This is a genomic window from Jiangella rhizosphaerae (genome assembly GCF_003579925.1).
Classification (GTDB): domain Bacteria; phylum Actinomycetota; class Actinomycetes; order Jiangellales; family Jiangellaceae; genus Jiangella; species Jiangella rhizosphaerae.
Map to the genome: position 1 here is coordinate 15,939 of NZ_QUAL01000439.1, position 15,220 is coordinate 31,158.

The window sequence follows — 15,220 nt, forward strand, 5'->3', positions numbered from 1 at the left end:
GAGGGTACGGCGTCAGCTGCGGAAGGTGCGGCGGTACCCGGACGGCGACACGCCGAGGCTGGCGCGCAGGTGCTGGCGCATCGAGGCCGCGGTGCCGAACCCGCAGCGGCGGGCCACCTCGTCGACGGTGAGGTCGCTGTCCTCCAGCAGGTGGCGGGCGCGGTCGACGCGCTGCTGGATCAGCCACTGCCCGGGGCTGACGCCGACCTCCTGGCGGAACCGGCGGGTGAACGTGCGCACGCTCATCGCCTGACGGCGCGCGAGGTCCTGCAGCGTCAGCGGCTGGTCGAGGTGGGCGAGCGCCCAGCTGCGCGCGTCGGCGGTGGTGGGCGCGGCCGGCTCGGGGACCGGCTGGTCGACGTACTGGGCCTGGCCGCCGTCGCGCCACGGAGGGACGACGCAGCGCCGGGCGGCGCGGTTGGCGACGGCGGTGCCGAAGTCGCGGCGGACGATGTGCAGGCACAGGTCGATGCCGGCGGCGACCCCCGCGGACGTCAGGATGTCGCCGTCGTCGACGAACAGCACGTCGGGGTCGAGTTTGACCTGCGGGAACAGCTCGGCGAAGCGGGCGGCGCTGCGCCAGTGCGTCGTGGCCGGGCGGCCGTCGAGCAGGCCGGCGGCGGCCAGGGCGAACGCGCCGGTGCAGATCGAGACGATGCGCGTGCCGGACCTGATGAGGTCGAAGGCGGCCGCGAGGTCCGGCGGCAGCGTGCCCTCGCGCGAGATGCTGGTGGTCGCGTACGACGCGGGGACGACGACGGTGTCGGCGCCGGCGAGCGCCTCGGGGCCGTGGGGGACGACGACGTCGAAGTCGGCGTCGGTGCTGACGGTGCCCGGCTCGAGGCCGCAGGTGCGCACGTCGTAGAGCGCCCGGCCGTCCGCCGTGCGGGCCACGCCGAACACGCGAGCCGGGATGGCCAGCTCGAACGGGATGACGCCGTGCCGGGCGAGCACGACCACGCGGTGGGCCTGGGCCGTCATGGCCGGATTCTTTCACATAGTGGCTGTCGGGCCACTGGTGGCGTGCGCGCCGGATGCCGCAGGATCGTCGCGTGACGCAGACCGTCTCGGCGCCCCCTCGCCGGTCGCCCCGCATCCACCGTGCCTGGTGGGTGGCGCTCGTCGCGTTCCTCGCCCTGGTCGGGGCCGCGGGGTTCCGGGCCACGCCGAGCGTGATGATCGACCCGTTCCGCGACGAGTTCGGCTGGTCGCACGGGACCATCTCGTTCGCGATCTCCGTCAACATCATGCTGTACGGGCTGACGTCGCCGTTCGCCGCGGCGCTGATGGAGCGGTTCGGCATGCGCCGGGTGGTGGCGGGCGCGTTGACGCTGGTCGCCGTCGGGAGCGGGCTGACGGTGTTCATGACGGCCAGCTGGCAGCTGGTCCTGTGCTGGGGGCTGCTGGTCGGGCTGGGGACGGGGTCGATGGCGCTGGCGTTCGTCGCCACCGTCACCGACCGCTGGTTCGTCGCGCGGCGCGGGCTGGTCTCGGGGATCCTGACCGCCGGGACGGCGACCGGCCAGCTGGTCTTCCTGCCGCTGCTGGCCGTCCTGGTCGAGGACCGTGGCTGGCGCCCGGCGTCGCTGCTGGTCGCCGGGGTGGCGCTGGCGGTGGTGCCGCTGGTGTGGTTCCTGCTGCGCGACCGGCCCGAGGACGTGGGGCTGCGTGCGTACGGCGCCCCGACTGCGCCGGACGTGGAGGCAGGGCCGCCGGCGGTGGCGCCGACGGGTGCCGCGCGGCGGGCGATCACGGCGCTGACGACGGCCGCCCGGACGAAGGCGTTCTGGCTCTTGGCCGGGACGTTCGCCATCTGCGGCGCGTCGACCAACGGCCTCGTCGGCACCCATTTCGTCCCCGCCGCCCACGACCACGGCATGCCCGTCACGACGGCGGCCGGCCTGCTCGCCGTGATCGGCGTCTTCGACCTGATCGGCACCGTCGCCTCCGGCTGGCTCACCGACCGGTTCGACCCGCGCCTGCTGCTCGGCGTGTACTACGCGCTGCGCGGGGTGTCGCTGATGGTGCTGCCGCTGCTGCTGGCCGACACCGTGCACCCGCCGATGCTGTTCTTCATCGTCTTCTACGGCCTCGACTGGGTCGCGACCGTCCCGCCGACGATCGCCCTGTGCCGCGAGCACTTCGGTGCGTCCGGCCCGATCGTGTTCGGCTGGGTGCTGGCGTCGCACCAGATCGGCGCGGCACTGATCGCGTTCGGCGCCGGCCTGACGAGGGATGCGTATGGCAGCTACGACATGGCCTGGATCGGCGCGGGCGCCCTGTGCGCGATGGCCGCCGCGATGTCCCTGGCGATCCGCCGGCGCACGTCCGTCGTCGGGAGGGCCGTTCACCCGCCGGGGTGAGGACGACCCCCGCCGCCTGCGAGTTGCGGTCACGTCATGAGTCCCCGTCGCGCCGGACGGCCGGACCGGGACCTGGGACGCGACTCACACCCAAGACGTCGGACCGGGCCCCGTAGGCGCGTCGGCACGTACAGCGTCGGCGATGCGCCGGGTGGCCCGGCTGGCGCGCTGGCGGGCGGCCGCCCAGCTGATGCCGTGCCGCTCGGCCGCCGCCCGGCCGCCCTCGTGGCCCGGAGCCGGCGCGTAGATGTCGACCAGGAGAGCCGCATCGTCCCGGCTGATCGTCCCCCGGCCCACCGCCCAGGCGAGCAGCTCGAACAGCTCGAGGTCCGGCGGGTCGGAGGCACCGGACGGATCGGACGGGTCGGACGGCTCGCCGGCGGCGGCCGGGTGGAGCTGCTCAGGGCTGGACGGCGTCTCGTGACGCTGGTGGGCGAGCTCGGCCACCGTCAGCCGGAGGGTGTCCATGGCGATGTTCGCCGCCACCTTCACCGGCCGCCGCTCGACCGGATACCCCGCGACGACCGTCCAGAGCGCCGTGACCGCGGCCTGCTCCAGGCTGGCCCGCGAGTCGCGGCCGGCATGGGTGGCGGCGATGCGGACCGCCTTGCCGAGCATGAGCTGGAACACCGACCGCAGCGCGAGCCCGTCCCCGGACCGGCCGAGCCGCAGCAGCGCCAGCAACACCCCGTCGGCGTCGCGCCGGACCGCCGCCTCGAGCCCGTCCAGCGACTCGACCTCCGCCAGCCGCCAGCGGTCGACGGCCGCCTGTGTCGCGGGGTCGGCGCACAGCCGGACCCACTCGGCGTTCAGCCGTCCGATGAGGCTGTCGTCGCTGCGCCGCACCGGCCCCGTCGTGGCTGGGACGTCGTGCGCGCGGACGGGCGCGGGGGCTGCGGCTGCGGTGGCTGCGGGGGCTGTGGACACGGGGTGGCTCCCTCCGGGGCGGGGACGTCACCACGCTCGCGGACCACACTTGCCCGAAGACTTGCCCGAATGACATGTGCGCAGATCAGTGCGGTTGCCCGAGTGGTTGGACCGCTTGCCCGGCCGGCGACGCCCGCAAATCGTCCACAGGCATGCCGGCTTCGCGGAGTTGTCCACATTCCGGCGGATCGCCGTTGAATCGGGCCCGGCCGGCGAAGAGAGTCGAGCCATGACCAAGACACGCGCACACAAGCGCCGCGCCAAGCGGCGCGCCGCCCACAGCCGCCGCCGCGACCACGGCCATGTCGACTTCACCACCCGCGACCGCGAGCTCGTCATCGAGGCCATGACGGCCGAACAGTCCGGCGATCTCGAGCAGGCGCTCGGCTGCCTGGAGCGAACACCGCATCGGTTCGGCAGCTCCTGGGTCAGACAGCTCGTCGAGCTGCTGACGCTCGGCGACCGCGCCGAGGAATGGCAGTGGGCCAGGTTCGCGGTGGCCGCCGGTCAGCGGTGGGCCGGCGTCATCGGCAGTCCGCTCGCCGCCAAGATCGAACGCGAGATCTGCGCCGCGGCCGGTGTCGGCCTGGCCCCCGGGCCGGACGACCACTCCTGGCGGGTGGTGGCCGAACACACCGCGATCGCCCGCGCCGCCGCGGACGTCCTGCTCTTCGACGAGCTCATGCTCGAGCTGTTCCTGGTCCGCATCGCGCCCGAGCTCGACCGTCGAGGTGGAGGCGGCCGCACCTGGGCGAGCACGCCGGCATGCGTGTACGAGCCGGGCGAGGTCGCCGGCGTCGAGCTCCGGGTGCGCGATCGCGGCACGGGGGAGCGGCAGGTGGTCCGGCACCTCGGCGAGACCGTCGGATTGCCTCCCGACGCGCTCCTCTATGGGCGCATCCTCCGGGTCCCCGGCGAGCCGGGGGCGGTGTTCGCCGGACCGCCCATGGCGATCGACGAGGCCGGAGCGCGGCAGCTGGAGCGGTTGCCCGACTCCGACCCGTACAGCCTCGTCGAGCGGTGCGCCGGCATCGGTGCCGCCCTTCGGTCCGGCGCCGGGTACCTCCAGGCGCCTCCGGACTACGACGAGGAGCCGGCCGCGGGCGTGCGGCTGCTGATGGAGCAGGGTCTGGACCGCATCGGGGCCGAGCGTTTCGCCCTGGTGCAGTCGCTCGTGGCGATGTACGCCGTCGACCCCGGCTCGACGCCGGCCTACGCCTTCCACGCCGCCGACGCCCTCGCCGATTCGCTGGTCGAGGAGGAGGTGCGCCGGCGGCTCGTCGGCCCGTCGTACTCGGCGCTGTGGCGAGCGTTGGCGGCGGTGAGCAGCGGACTCGATCGCGAAAGGTTCGAGTCCCTGGCCGCCGCCGAACCGGTGACCGAACAGCGAGCCCGGTGACGGGCGGGGCGGCGGCGGACCAGGACGGGAGGTGATCATCGACGTACGAGAGACTGTGCCCATGACGTTACGCGTGGCGGTGATCGGCGCGGCCGGTCGTATGGGGCAGCAGGTGGTCGAGGCGGTCGAGCGCGCCGACGGCCTCGAGCTCGCAGGTCGGTTCGACGTGGGCGACGACCTCGGCGACCTCGGCGGGGCCGACGTCGCGGTGGAGTTCACCGTGCCGGGCGCCACGCTGGCCAACGTGCTGCACTGCGTCGAGCAGGGCGTGCACGCCGTCGTCGGCACCACGGGCTGGACGGACGAGTCGATGAGCCAGGTGCGGGCGGCGCTGGCGGTGCAGCCGAAGGTCGGCGTCCTCATCGCACCGAACTTCGCCATCGGGGCGGTCCTGACGATGCGGTTCGCCGCGCAGGCGGCCCGGTTCTACGAGTCGGTCGAGGTGATCGAGCTGCACCACCCCGACAAGGTCGACGCGCCTAGTGGGACGGCCATCCGCACCGCCGAGGTCATCGCCGAGGCCCGCCGCAGCGCGGCCGTGCCGCCGGCCCCCGACGCCACGACGAGTGCGCTCGACGGTGCTCGCGGCGCGCAGGTCGACGGCGTGCCGGTGCACGCGGTCCGGCTGCGTGGCCTCGTCGCGCACGAGGAGGTCCTGTTCGGCTCGCCCGGCGAGACGCTGACCATCCGGCACGACTCCTACGACCGTGCGTCGTTCATGCCGGGCGTGCTGGCCGGCGTGCGCGGCGTCGTCGACCGGCCCGGGCTGACCGTCGGGCTCGAGGAGATCCTCGACCTGTGAGAGGAGAACGGCGCGACCGCGTCTGGGCCGCCGGCATGGCGGTCCTCGTCGGCGCACTGCTGGTGCTGGTCGTGTGGCGGGGCGTGCTGCTGATCGGGTCCGCGACCGCGGCCGGCGTGGGCATCGGCCTGGCGGTCGTGGTCATCGCGGCGGTCGGTGCCTGGGTGCTGTGGCGGTCGGTGCGGTTCGGGCTGCGCATGCAGGCGCTGGCCCGCGAGCTCGAGAGCGAGGGCGGCCTCCCGGTCGACGACCTCCCACGCCGGCCCAGCGGCCGGGCCGACCGCGCGGCGGCCGACGAGCTCTTCGAGCGGCGCCGCGCCGAGGCCGAGGCCAACCCCGAGGACTGGCGGGTCTGGTTCCGGCTGGCCCTCGCTTACGACGACGCCGGCGACCGGTCGCGGGCTCGCGAGGCCGCCAGGCGGGCGGTTGCCCTGCACGGCTGAGCCGTCCGGGGCCCGTGAGGCTGCCCGGCGGGCGGTTGCCCTGCACGGCTGACGGTTGTCCTGCAGGCTGAGCCTCGCGCGGCGTCGCGCCGGAGTGGCGCGAGCCATGCCGCATCGCGATCCCTGCCGGCGCGCGGCGGATTCACACCCGGAATGCGTCAATCACCGGCGAACAGGTGTTGGACGCGACTCGGCCCGCGCGCCAAGGATGGATCACGGATGAGCGGTGCGCGATGGGTCGGCCGGACCGGGCTCCGCTGCGACCGGTGAGATCGGCGCGGTGGTCCGGCCGAAGCGCATGGCCACCACCTCTCGAGAAGGGAACCACGATCATGAAGCTCACGACTGTCACGAACGTCTCCGTCGACGGTGTGATGCAGGGACTCGGCGGGCCCGACGAGGACCGGCGCGAGGGGTTCGAGCGCGGCGGCTGGGCCCTGCCGCTGTTCGTCGACGAGGCCGAGGCGTACCTGGGCGAGGGTCTACGCGCGCGCCGACGCGTTCCTGTTCGGCCGGCGGACCTACGAGATCTTCGCCGGCTCGTGGGGGACGTGGGCCGATCCGGGCGACAGCCCGATCTGGACGGCGCTGAACAAGCGGCCCAAGTACGTGGCGTCGACCACGCTCACCGACCCTCGCTGGGCGGAGACGACGGTCCTCTCCGGAGACATCACCGCCGCCGTCCAGGAGCTGAAGGCGACGCCGGGCGGGGAGCTGCAGGTGCACGGCAGCGGCTCCCTGATCCGCTGGCTGCTCGACCACCGGTTGGTCGACGAGATCGTCCTGCTCACCTATCCCGTGGTCGTCGGCCAGGGCGTGCGCCTGTTCCCCGACGCCGGTCCGGACGCCGCACTCGACCTCGTCGACTTCCGGGCCTTCCCGAACGGCATCACGGCCCAGATGTACCGGCCCGCCGGGCAGCCGCGATACGCACCGGCCACGCTGATCGCGGCCGGGTAGGGAACGCCCAAGCGGGCGCACGGCGGGGGACTGGTCCGCCCGGCTGCCACAGATCACTTCTCACCGAGATCTAAACCCGGCAAGGTAGGGGATCACACAGGGGGTGGGATCGAGGGAGACGGATGATGCGTGCGCAGCGGAGCAGGCGGACAGCGACAGTGGCCATCGTCGGGACGATCGCCCTTGCGGGCGTAGGGCTCTTCGCGCCCGCCCAGGCGACCGCGGACCGGCAGCAGACCAGCCCACCTCCCAAGCAGCCCACCGCCACCGGCTACGGCGGCGCGGTCGCGACCGTCGACCCCGACGCAACGGCCGCCGGTCTGCGGGTGCTGCGCCGAGGCGGGACGGCGGTCGACGCGGCCGTGGCGGCGGCCGCGGCGCTGGGCGTCAGCGAGCCGTTCTCGTCCGGCATCGGCGGCGGCGGCTTCTTCGTGTACTACGACGCCAAGTCCGGCGCGGTCAGCACGCTCGACGGCCGCGAGAGCGCCCCGCAGAGCGCGACCGAGCGGCTGTTCCTCGACGAGAACGGCGCACCGCTGCCGTTCGCCGAGGCCCGGGTCAGCGGCCTGTCCGTCGGCACCCCGGGCACGCTGGCGACCTGGGACGAGGCGCTGGACCGCTGGGGCCGCTTCGACCTCGCCCGCAACCTGCGCCCGGCCATCGAGCTCGCCGAGGACGGGTTCGTCGTCGACCAGACGTTCCGGTCGCAGGTCGAGGCCAACGCCGCGATCTTCGCCGACTTCCCGGCCACGGCCGAGTTGTACCTGCCCGGTGGTGCGCCGCCCGCCGTCGGCAGCGTGCTGCCGAACCCGGACCTCGCCGACACCTACCGGCAGATCGCCCGGCACGGCATCGACGTCTTCTACGAGGGACCGATCGCCGACGAGATCGCGGCCACCGTGCAGGACCCGCCGGTGCGTGACGGCGCCACGCGCAACGTCCGGCCCGGCGACCTGACGACCGAGGACCTGGCCGGCTACGAGGTCATCGAGCGCGACCCGACCCGCGTCGAGTACCGCGGCCTGCAGGTGTACGGCATGGCGCCGCCGTCGTCGGGCGGGTCGACCGTCGGCGAGGCGCTGAACATCCTCGAGAACGCCGACCTCGGCGCGATGGACGAGGCCCAGGCGCTGCACCACTACCTGGAGGCGACGGCGCTCGCGTTCGCCGACCGCAACCGCTACGTCGGCGACCCCGACGTCGTCGACGTGCCGCTGGAGGAGCTGCTGTCGCAGGACTTCGCCGACGAGCGCTTCTGCCTGCTCGACCCCGACGCCGCCGCGCCGAAGCCCGTCGCGCCCGGTGTGCCGGACGGCGACTACGGCGACGGCTGCGCGACCGCGGCCGACCCCGCCGCCGTCGCCGACGAGGGCTCCACCACGCACCTGACCACGGCCGACCGCTGGGGCAACGTCGTCGCGTACACGCTGACCATCGAGCAGACCGGCGGCAGTGGCATCACCGTCCCGGGCCGCGGGTTCCTGCTCAACAACGAGCTCACGGACTTCAACTTCGCCCCGACGCAGGGCACCGCCCCCGACCCGAACCTGCCCGGCTCGAACAAGCGGCCGCGCTCCTCGATGGCGCCGACGATCGTCCTCGACGGCGGCGGCGACCCGCTGCTGGCCGTGGGCAGCCCCGGCGGCGCCACGATCATCGGGACGGTGCTGCAGACGCTGGTCAACCGCATCGACCTCGGCATGGATCTGCCGGAGGCGGTCGCCGCGCCCCGCCTGTTCCAGCCCAACGGCGTCAACACGTCCACCGAGCCCGCCATCGCCGACGGTCCGCTCGGCGCGATCCTGCGCGACGAGTACGGTCACTCGCTCGCCGAGACCGCTGAGATCGGCGCCGCCACCGGCATCGAGTTCCTCGGACGGCACCGGCTGCAGGCGGTCGCCGAGCCGGTCCGCCGCGGCGGCGGCAGCGCGGGCGTGGTGTTCCCGCAACGCTGGCCCCGGTGACCAGCACGCTCGACCGGCTGCGCCGTGCGCTGCCGGTGCTGGCCGAACTGCCCGCGCCGCTCGCCGAGCGGCTGGACCTCACGAGCCTGCTCGTGCCCGGGCCGGAGCTCGCTGCGGCCCGGCGCGAGCTGGAGGAGCGGCTCGGCCACCATGTCGTCAGCTATCGCGCGGGGCGGGCGGACCCGCCGGCGGACGGCGCGAGGTTGCACCTGTGCCGCCTGCTGGAGCCGGCCGAGCTGACCGACGACGACCTGGCCGCGCTGCGTGCCGCCGAGGCGTCGGATCCCGGCGCGGGTGCGGTGCTCGTCGCCTACGCCAAGCCGATGAGACTGCGGCCCGGGGGAGGAGCGGCGCCTACGTCAGCGCGCGCAGCACGGCGGTGGTCGCGGCGGCGACGATGATCACCACGAGGAACGACTGCCGCAGCAGCAGGGCGACCACGCCCGCGGCCACCCCGGCCAGCAGCCGCAGGTCGAGCCCGAGCGAGCCGCCGGCGTCGAACACCTCGACGGCGACCAGTCCGGCCAGCATCGCGACCGGCAGCATCGTGGCCACCCGCTGCACGTCGTCGCGTTCGAGGACCGACGCCGGCAGCGACACCCCGGCGAGCTTGAGCAGGTAGCAGCCGACCGAGGCGACGATCACGGCGATCCAGACGCCGGTCATCGCGCCCCCCCCCGCGACTCCGCCGCGGCAGCAGACCGGCGACGACGGCGATCGGCGCGGCCGCCAGCACGGGGACACCGGCCGGCACCAGCGGGATCAGGGCCGTCGCCACCAGCGCACCGCCGGCGGCCACCCACCGTCCTTCCGCGGTCCGCAGCCGCGGCCACAGCAACGCGAGGAACGCCGCCGGCACCATGGCGTCCAGCCCGAGCGTGGCGGGGTCGCCGATCGCCGACCCGGCCAGCGCGCCCACCAGCGTCCCGCCGTTCCACAGCACGAACAGCAGCACGCCGGTGACCCAGAACGCGTAGCGCTGCGCGGACCGCTCGTCCCGGCCCACCGCCATGGCGGTGGTCTCGTCGATGACCAGGTGCGCGGTGGCCAGCCGGCGCGGCCCGGACAGGGCGCGCCGGCCGAGGATGCGGGTGAGCGGTACCCCGTAGAACGCGTTGCGCACGCCCAGCAGCAGCGCCGTCGGCACGGCGGTCAGCCCGGCGCCGCCGCTGCCGATGACGCCGACCAGCGCGAACTGCGACGCGCCGCTGAACATCACCAGGCTCAGCACCATGGTCTGCCACACGCTGAGCCCGGACGCGACCGAGACGGCACCGAACGAGGCGCCGAACGCCCCGGCGTAGGCGGCCATGCCGACGCCGTCGCGCCGGATCGCGGACCGCGAATCCTGACCCATGCGGCCAGACAGTACTGAACCGGACCGACAGCCGGCGGCCCGATCCCGCATGGCGATACCCGCTACGCTGAGCGGCCTGTGGAGGGCCGCGCATACCGGCGTCGAGTGGGCGCCGGAGGCTCCCAGAGTCGTCGGCCGAGAGCGTGAGGTGACCGGAGCGAGCGAGTCTCGCATGCGCGGCCCGAGACGTGAGGAGTGTTGATGCTGTTCCAGAAGCGCTTCTGGGCGGGCATCGCCGACGGCACGGTGACGCTGGCGTTCCGCCGCTGGGCCCGTCAGCAGGTGCTGCCCGGCCGCCCGTACCGCACACCGGCCGGCCGCATCGAGGTCACCGCGGTCAGCGTCGTCGACCCCGCCGACATCACCGACGACGACGCCCGCGCCGCCGGGCACCCCGACGCCGCCAGCCTGCTGGCCGACCTTCCCGGCGACCCCGCCAACCCCACGTACCGCATCGAGTTCCGCCCCGCCACGGACCCGGACCCGCGCGCTGAGCTGGCCGCGGGCGCCGACCTCGCTGCGGACGAGATCGCAGCCATCACCAAGCGGCTCGACCGCCTTGACCGCGCCTCCTCCTACGGCGCGTGGACCCGCGAGACGCTCCGGCTGATCGAGCAGCACCCCGAGCGCCGGGCCGGCGACCTCGCCGACATGGCCGGCCGCGAGCGGGCACCGTTCAAGCTCGACGTGCGCAAGCTCAAGAACCTCGGGCTGACGCAGAGCTTCCCGATCGGCTACCGCATCTCGCCGCGCGGCCGTGCCTACCTCGACGCGACGGCGGACGACTGAGGTCCGGCGGCGTCAGCGCCGCGGCTGGTCCGACGGCCCGACGTGGTCGTCGAGCCACTGCTTCAACGGCGCCAGCTCACGCCAGGCCGCGGCGATGTGGGTGGCCGCCGCCGGGGTGTGCAGCCAGTCGGGCGCGCCGGGCTCGCTCCAGCCGACCAGCGCCTTCTGCCGCAGCAGCTCGATGCGCGGGTGGTCGGCGTCGTAGCCGCGCGGCCGGGTCTTCAGGGCGTCGCCGCCCACGACGTACCCGGCTTCGCGCAGCGACTCGACGATCTCGGCCAGCGCCTCGCCGCGCCGGGAGTCGTCGACGGCGACGCGGTAGCGGGCGATCTGGTCGGGCGCCATCTGGTAGTAGCCGACGGCGATGAACAGGCCGGGCGCGCCGACGTGCACGTAGTGGCCGCCGACGACGACGCCCTGGTGGGTCTTGTACGGGCTCTTGTCGGCGGCGAACCGGACGTCGCGGTAGGGCCGGAAGAACCGGATGGTGCCGAACTCGGGGGAGAGCTGCTCGGCCAGCGCCCGCATCGGGTCGCGGACGGACTTCTCGTAGACGTGCTTGTTGGCGGTCCAGAAGGACTTGGTGTTGTCGTTCTCGAGGTCCTCGTAGAAGTCCAGCGCCTCGACCGGGATGCCGGCGAACGTCACGACGACGCCTCCTCGTCCGCACTCAGCGACGTGTGCAGCCGCACCTGGCGCAACGTCGCCGAGCCGTCGCCGGTGAGGTCGAGGGTGCGGTGCGCGGTGTCGGGGGCCCAGCCGGCCGGTTCGAGGAACCCGCGCATGGCGTCGTCGCCCACGACCAGCCACATGCGGGCGCGGGTGAAGCCGTCGGCGCGCAGGGTGTCGGCGACGGCGGCCAGCAACCGCGAGCCGTGCCCCTCGCCGAGGGACGCGGGGTCGACGTGGAACGCGACGACCTCGCCGTCGCCGGGCTGGGCGTCGGGGTCGTCCGACGGCGCGGTGGCGGCGAACCCGACCACCCGGCCGGCGTCGAGCGCGACGAGCACGCGATGCCGCGCCGACGGGGGACGGGTGACGGCCTCGCGCCAGGCGGCCGCGAACGACGTGGCGTCGACGTCGGCGAGCAGGGCCGCCGGCAACAGGGGAGCGTAAGACGCCGTCCAGGCCCGGGCCTGCACGGCACCGATGGCGTCGGTGTCGGCGGCCCAGGCGAGACGGACGGAGCGATCGGCGACGGGCTGCTCGGACACCCGTCCTACGATACGGCGCGTGCGTGGTGGGGGCACTCGGCGGGGACGTCCTCGTCCCCTGGCGGCATCCACCCGAGGCTGGGCAGGAAGCCGGGCAGCACCGTCGAGTCGTCGTAGTAGCGGTGGTAGACCGGCGACGTCGTGCTCGACAGCGGCGGCACGACCCACGACCACTCCGCGTGCGGGGTGCGGCCGGCCCGCTCCTCCTTCGCGACGAACCGCATGAACATCTCCGACTCGTGGTGGTGGTCGGCGATCTTCACCCCGGCGGCGTCGAACGAGTGCAGCACCGCCCGGTTGATCTCGACCAGCACGCGGTCCTTCCACAGGGTGCGGTCGTCGTCGACGTCGAGGCCGAGCAGCCGGCCCACCTGCGTCATGCGGTCGTACCGGTCGGCGTCGACGAGGTTGCGCGAGCCGATCTCCGTCCCCATGTACCAGCCGTTGAACGGCGCCGTCGGGTAGGTGATGCCGCCGATGCGCAGCGGCATCGACGAGATGGCCGGGACGGCGTGCCACTTGAGGTCCAGCTCGGCGAACCAGGGGAACTCCGGGTGCGACAGAGGTACCTCGAGGACGGCGTCGCCGGGGATGTCGAACAGCCGGACGCCGTCCTCGGGGGTCTCGATGGCCAGCGGCAGTACGTCGAAGTCGGTGCCCTTGCCCGACCAGCCGAGGCTCTCGACCCAGCGGGTGAACTCGGCCTGGGCGGGGTCGCCGATGACGGTGTCCATGCCCTGGTAGCCCGCGTACCGGATCAGCTGGCTGTTGTGCAGCCGCGGCGCCGGCCGGCCGGGCTGGTCGGGGGCGAACAGCGTCAGCACCGGCCGGATGCGTCCGTCGTTGGTGGCGACCCGCAGGTGCTCGACGCACTCGGCGGCGACGCCCTCGGCGCTGCGGACGGTTCGCCGGTCGCGGACGACGAGGCTGCGCCAGTACAGCCGGCCGATGCAGCGGTTGGCGTTGCGCCAGGCCACCTGGGCGCCGAACTGGAGCTCCTCGGTGGTGTGGCTGAACATGCCGCGCCGGCCGAACTCGACCAGCGCCTCGCTGAACCGCTTCTCGGGATCGGGAGCGTCCGGGTTCTCGGCGGCGTGCTGCCGGAAGAACGCTTCGGCTTCACTGAGGTCGACGGAGTGGATCGGAACGGCTGGAAGGCCCGGATGGTGGTGCGTCCCATCGGTCGTCACAGGGTCAGCTCCTCCGCTGTCGCAGGTGGCGGGTACCGGATCCAGATGCGGACATTTCCGGCGAATCGCCCCGAACATGATCATCGTGCCGTGAAAATGACGCACCGTCACGAATGATCTCAGAGGGCGGACGGCGCCGTCCGGCGTTCTCCGAAATCCGCCCCGACTATCCCAACCCGGCCAGAACGGGCACGATCGGCACCGCGCGAGGACGCCGCTGGTCAAGCGGGCAAACCGGGACGAATGCGACCCGGCGGGCGGTGCGATCACGTGAGCAGGGTCTCAGCGGCCGTCGCCACACCGAGCGTGAGGACGGTCACGCTGCGTGACGAAGCCCGGTCGCGGGCGAAAACCGGTGGACCGTCGCCGGCGGCCCCGGATAGTCATGGGGCATGACGGAGAACGGGTCGCGGGCGGCGCTGGGCCGGGTCGTGCGGAGGGTCGGCGGCGAGGACGTCCTCGAGGCGCTGGTGGGGCTGCCGGGATCGGACCTCACCACGCTGCAGCTCGAGCTGGCCCGCCGCCGCGCCGCCGCGCTGTCGCCCGCCGCGGTGCTCGAGCGGTACCGGCGCGACCGGTTCACCGCGCCGGCGCCGGTGCCGTTCCGGGCGCTGCGCCGGGTCGAGGACGTGCTGCTCGACGCGCTGGCGGCGCAGCCGGAGCCGCCCGAGGTGGTCACGCTCGCGCCACTGGCGCCGCTCGGGACGCACTCGGTGCTGGCGACGGTCGACCAGAACAAGGTGGTCACGACCGGCCGCGGCACCGACGTCGCGGCCGACCCGACCAACGGGCTGGCGCTCGAGGCGGCGGTCCGCCGTCAGGCGGCGCCGGCGCCCGACGCGGTCGTCCGGCTGGCGGCGATCCAGCGGGTCGTGCGCGCCCAGCTCGTCGGCGGGCCGGCGATGTTCGCGCACTTCTCGTTGTTCGCCCAGGTCACCGCCGGCCGCGACGTCGGCGGTTTGGGCTTCGAGCGGGCCGCGCTGGCCGAGCAGCTGGCCGTCCTCACGCACGCCCTCCCGCTGCTCGGCGCCGAGGAGGTGCAGGTGCCCCTCACCGTCCTGGACCCCCGGTTCCAGCCCGTCGCCGACGCGATCACCGACGCGGTCGACGGCGCCACCCTCGACCCTGACCGGGAGAGCGGGCGCGGCTACTACGAGGGGCTCTGCTTCAAGGTGCTGGCCCGCCTCGACGGCGAGCCGGCCGAGGTCGGCGACGGCGGGTTCACCGGCTGGACCCGCGACCTGCTCAGCAACCGGAAGGAACGGCTGCTCATCAGCGGCCTCGGCATCGACCGCCTGGCCGCGCTGCAGTCGCGCGTCTAACGCGGCCTGCGTTGTGCGGCTCCCCGTCCCCCTGCTGCCCCATTCTCTTGCCGCGCAACCGCGCCTCAAGCGGACCTAAGGGGGCGCTTCGCGCCGACGAGGATCCGCTTGACCCGCGGTTGCGCGGCCAAGAACGGGCAGCTATCAGGGGGACGGGGAGGATCTGGGCACGCCTCACGCTGGCGTGCCCGTTTCGCCCGGTTTATCGGGCTGTGGACGGCGATGATCATCGGCGATCGCCTACATCACGAGGATTTCCTGAGCATCACCATGCCTGTAGGGGTGTTGACGCTGGGGTAATCCTCGTGATGGCTCCCGGATCACGGTGAAATCTCACCAGGTGGACGCTCCACGACACCAACGCCACACAGTAACGGGGCCAACGCCCCGGTAGCCGTCGCCGCTCTTCCCCGTCCCCCTGATAGCCAGTCATGCCGGGCTGGCGCCCGCCGGGATGAAACTGGGGGTGTGGCTGACCGCTTCGACGTCG

14 protein-coding genes and 2 pseudogenes are annotated in these 15,220 nt (G+C 73.8%); 9 read left to right on the top strand and 7 right to left on the bottom strand.

What is annotated here, in order from left to right:
* Positions 1-12: 12 nt before the first annotated feature.
* Positions 13-981 (bottom strand): GlxA family transcriptional regulator, encoded by a 969-nt coding sequence (locus tag DY240_RS30650; protein ID WP_119663435.1) that lies wholly within the window; start codon positions 979-981, stop codon positions 13-15.
* 71 nt (positions 982-1,052) lie between these two features.
* Between DY240_RS30650 and DY240_RS30655 the strand changes: the two genes are divergently transcribed.
* A complete protein-coding gene (locus DY240_RS30655) occupies positions 1,053-2,363 on the top strand; it encodes an MFS transporter (RefSeq protein ID WP_233552935.1) in 1,311 nt (436 codons plus the stop codon).
* Positions 2,364-2,447: 84 nt separating this feature from the next.
* Here the strand turns inward: DY240_RS30655 and DY240_RS30660 are convergent, their stop codons facing one another.
* A complete protein-coding gene (locus DY240_RS30660) occupies positions 2,448-3,290 on the bottom strand; it encodes a hypothetical protein (protein ID WP_147375594.1) in 843 nt (280 codons plus the stop codon).
* 229 nt (positions 3,291-3,519) lie between these two features.
* Here DY240_RS30660 and DY240_RS30665 point away from each other — a divergent pair, with 229 nt between their 5' ends.
* From DY240_RS30665 to DY240_RS30690, 6 genes and pseudogenes are all read left to right on the top strand, one after another.
* On the top strand, positions 3,520-4,689 hold the full coding sequence (locus DY240_RS30665; RefSeq protein WP_119663438.1) for a hypothetical protein: 1,170 nt from the start codon (positions 3,520-3,522) through the stop codon (positions 4,687-4,689).
* Between the two features lie 61 nt (positions 4,690-4,750).
* Positions 4,751-5,491 carry a 4-hydroxy-tetrahydrodipicolinate reductase gene (gene dapB / locus DY240_RS30670; protein WP_119663439.1) on the top strand — a complete coding sequence of 247 codons (741 nt, stop codon included), beginning with the start codon at positions 4,751-4,753 and terminating at the stop codon, positions 5,489-5,491.
* On the top strand, positions 5,488-5,934 hold the full coding sequence (locus tag DY240_RS30675; RefSeq protein WP_233552936.1) for a hypothetical protein: 447 nt from the start codon (positions 5,488-5,490) through the stop codon (positions 5,932-5,934). The genes dapB and DY240_RS30675 overlap by 4 nt, the downstream gene beginning before the upstream one ends.
* 332 nt (positions 5,935-6,266) lie before the next feature.
* Positions 6,267-6,894, top strand: a pseudogene (locus tag DY240_RS30680) (dihydrofolate reductase family protein).
* A 125-nt stretch (positions 6,895-7,019) separates the two neighbouring features.
* Positions 7,020-8,858, top strand: a complete 1,839-nt coding sequence (gene ggt / locus DY240_RS30685; RefSeq protein ID WP_119663447.1) for a gamma-glutamyltransferase — start codon at positions 7,020-7,022, stop codon at positions 8,856-8,858.
* A complete protein-coding gene (locus DY240_RS30690) occupies positions 8,855-9,259 on the top strand; it encodes a hypothetical protein (RefSeq protein WP_119663441.1) in 405 nt (134 codons plus the stop codon). The genes ggt and DY240_RS30690 overlap by 4 nt, the downstream gene beginning before the upstream one ends.
* On the opposite strand, the gene DY240_RS30695 is transcribed toward DY240_RS30690, so the two are convergent.
* Together DY240_RS30695 and DY240_RS34270 are read right to left on the bottom strand one after the other, a co-directional pair.
* Positions 9,213-9,524, bottom strand: coding sequence for an AzlD domain-containing protein (locus DY240_RS30695; protein WP_119663442.1), 312 nt, complete (start codon positions 9,522-9,524; stop codon positions 9,213-9,215). The two genes, DY240_RS30690 and DY240_RS30695, sit on opposite strands and share 47 nt — an antisense overlap.
* Positions 9,525-9,810: 286 nt before the next feature.
* A pseudogene (locus tag DY240_RS34270) lies at positions 9,811-10,389 on the bottom strand (AzlC family ABC transporter permease); the annotation flags it as partial.
* A gap of 27 nt (positions 10,390-10,416) precedes the next feature.
* Here DY240_RS34270 and DY240_RS30705 point away from each other — a divergent pair.
* The gene (locus tag DY240_RS30705; RefSeq protein ID WP_119663443.1) at positions 10,417-11,004 is read left to right on the top strand and encodes an ASCH domain-containing protein; all 588 of its coding nucleotides are present in this window, start codon (positions 10,417-10,419) and stop codon (positions 11,002-11,004) included.
* A 12-nt stretch (positions 11,005-11,016) separates the two neighbouring features.
* On the opposite strand, the gene DY240_RS30710 is transcribed toward DY240_RS30705, so the two are convergent.
* The 3 genes from DY240_RS30710 to DY240_RS30720 are packed head-to-tail and all read right to left on the bottom strand — an operon-like array spanning position 11,017 to position 13,408.
* Positions 11,017-11,652, bottom strand: a complete 636-nt coding sequence (locus tag DY240_RS30710) for a DUF2461 domain-containing protein (protein WP_119663444.1) — start codon at positions 11,650-11,652, stop codon at positions 11,017-11,019.
* Positions 11,649-12,218 carry a GNAT family N-acetyltransferase gene (locus tag DY240_RS30715; protein WP_119663445.1) on the bottom strand — a complete coding sequence of 190 codons (570 nt, stop codon included), beginning with the start codon at positions 12,216-12,218 and terminating at the stop codon, positions 11,649-11,651. The genes DY240_RS30710 and DY240_RS30715 overlap by 4 nt, the downstream gene beginning before the upstream one ends.
* A gap of 5 nt (positions 12,219-12,223) precedes the next feature.
* A complete protein-coding gene (locus DY240_RS30720; protein WP_199702786.1) occupies positions 12,224-13,408 on the bottom strand; it encodes a nitric oxide synthase oxygenase in 1,185 nt (394 codons plus the stop codon).
* Between the two features lie 392 nt (positions 13,409-13,800).
* Here DY240_RS30720 and DY240_RS30725 point away from each other — a divergent pair, with 392 nt between their 5' ends.
* Positions 13,801-14,730 carry a hypothetical protein gene (locus DY240_RS30725; RefSeq protein ID WP_119663446.1) on the top strand — a complete coding sequence of 310 codons (930 nt, stop codon included), beginning with the start codon at positions 13,801-13,803 and terminating at the stop codon, positions 14,728-14,730.
* The last annotated feature ends 490 nt before the right edge of the window (positions 14,731-15,220 follow it).

Excerpts from the sequence above, each read along its gene's own strand:
- ggt (WP_119663447.1), top strand. The coding sequence starts at position 7,020 with ATGCGTGCGCAGCGGAGCAGGCGGACAGCGACAGTGGCCATCGTCGGG.
- DY240_RS30705 (WP_119663443.1), top strand. The coding sequence starts at position 10,417 with ATGCTGTTCCAGAAGCGCTTCTGGGCGGGCATCGCCGACGGCACGGTG.
- DY240_RS30665 (WP_119663438.1), top strand. The coding sequence starts at position 3,520 with ATGACCAAGACACGCGCACACAAGCGCCGCGCCAAGCGGCGCGCCGCC.
- DY240_RS30650 (WP_119663435.1), bottom strand. The coding sequence starts at position 981 with ATGACGGCCCAGGCCCACCGCGTGGTCGTGCTCGCCCGGCACGGCGTC.
- DY240_RS30695 (WP_119663442.1), bottom strand. The coding sequence starts at position 9,524 with ATGACCGGCGTCTGGATCGCCGTGATCGTCGCCTCGGTCGGCTGCTAC.
- dapB (WP_119663439.1), top strand. The coding sequence starts at position 4,751 with ATGACGTTACGCGTGGCGGTGATCGGCGCGGCCGGTCGTATGGGGCAG.
- DY240_RS30725 (WP_119663446.1), top strand. The coding sequence starts at position 13,801 with ATGACGGAGAACGGGTCGCGGGCGGCGCTGGGCCGGGTCGTGCGGAGG.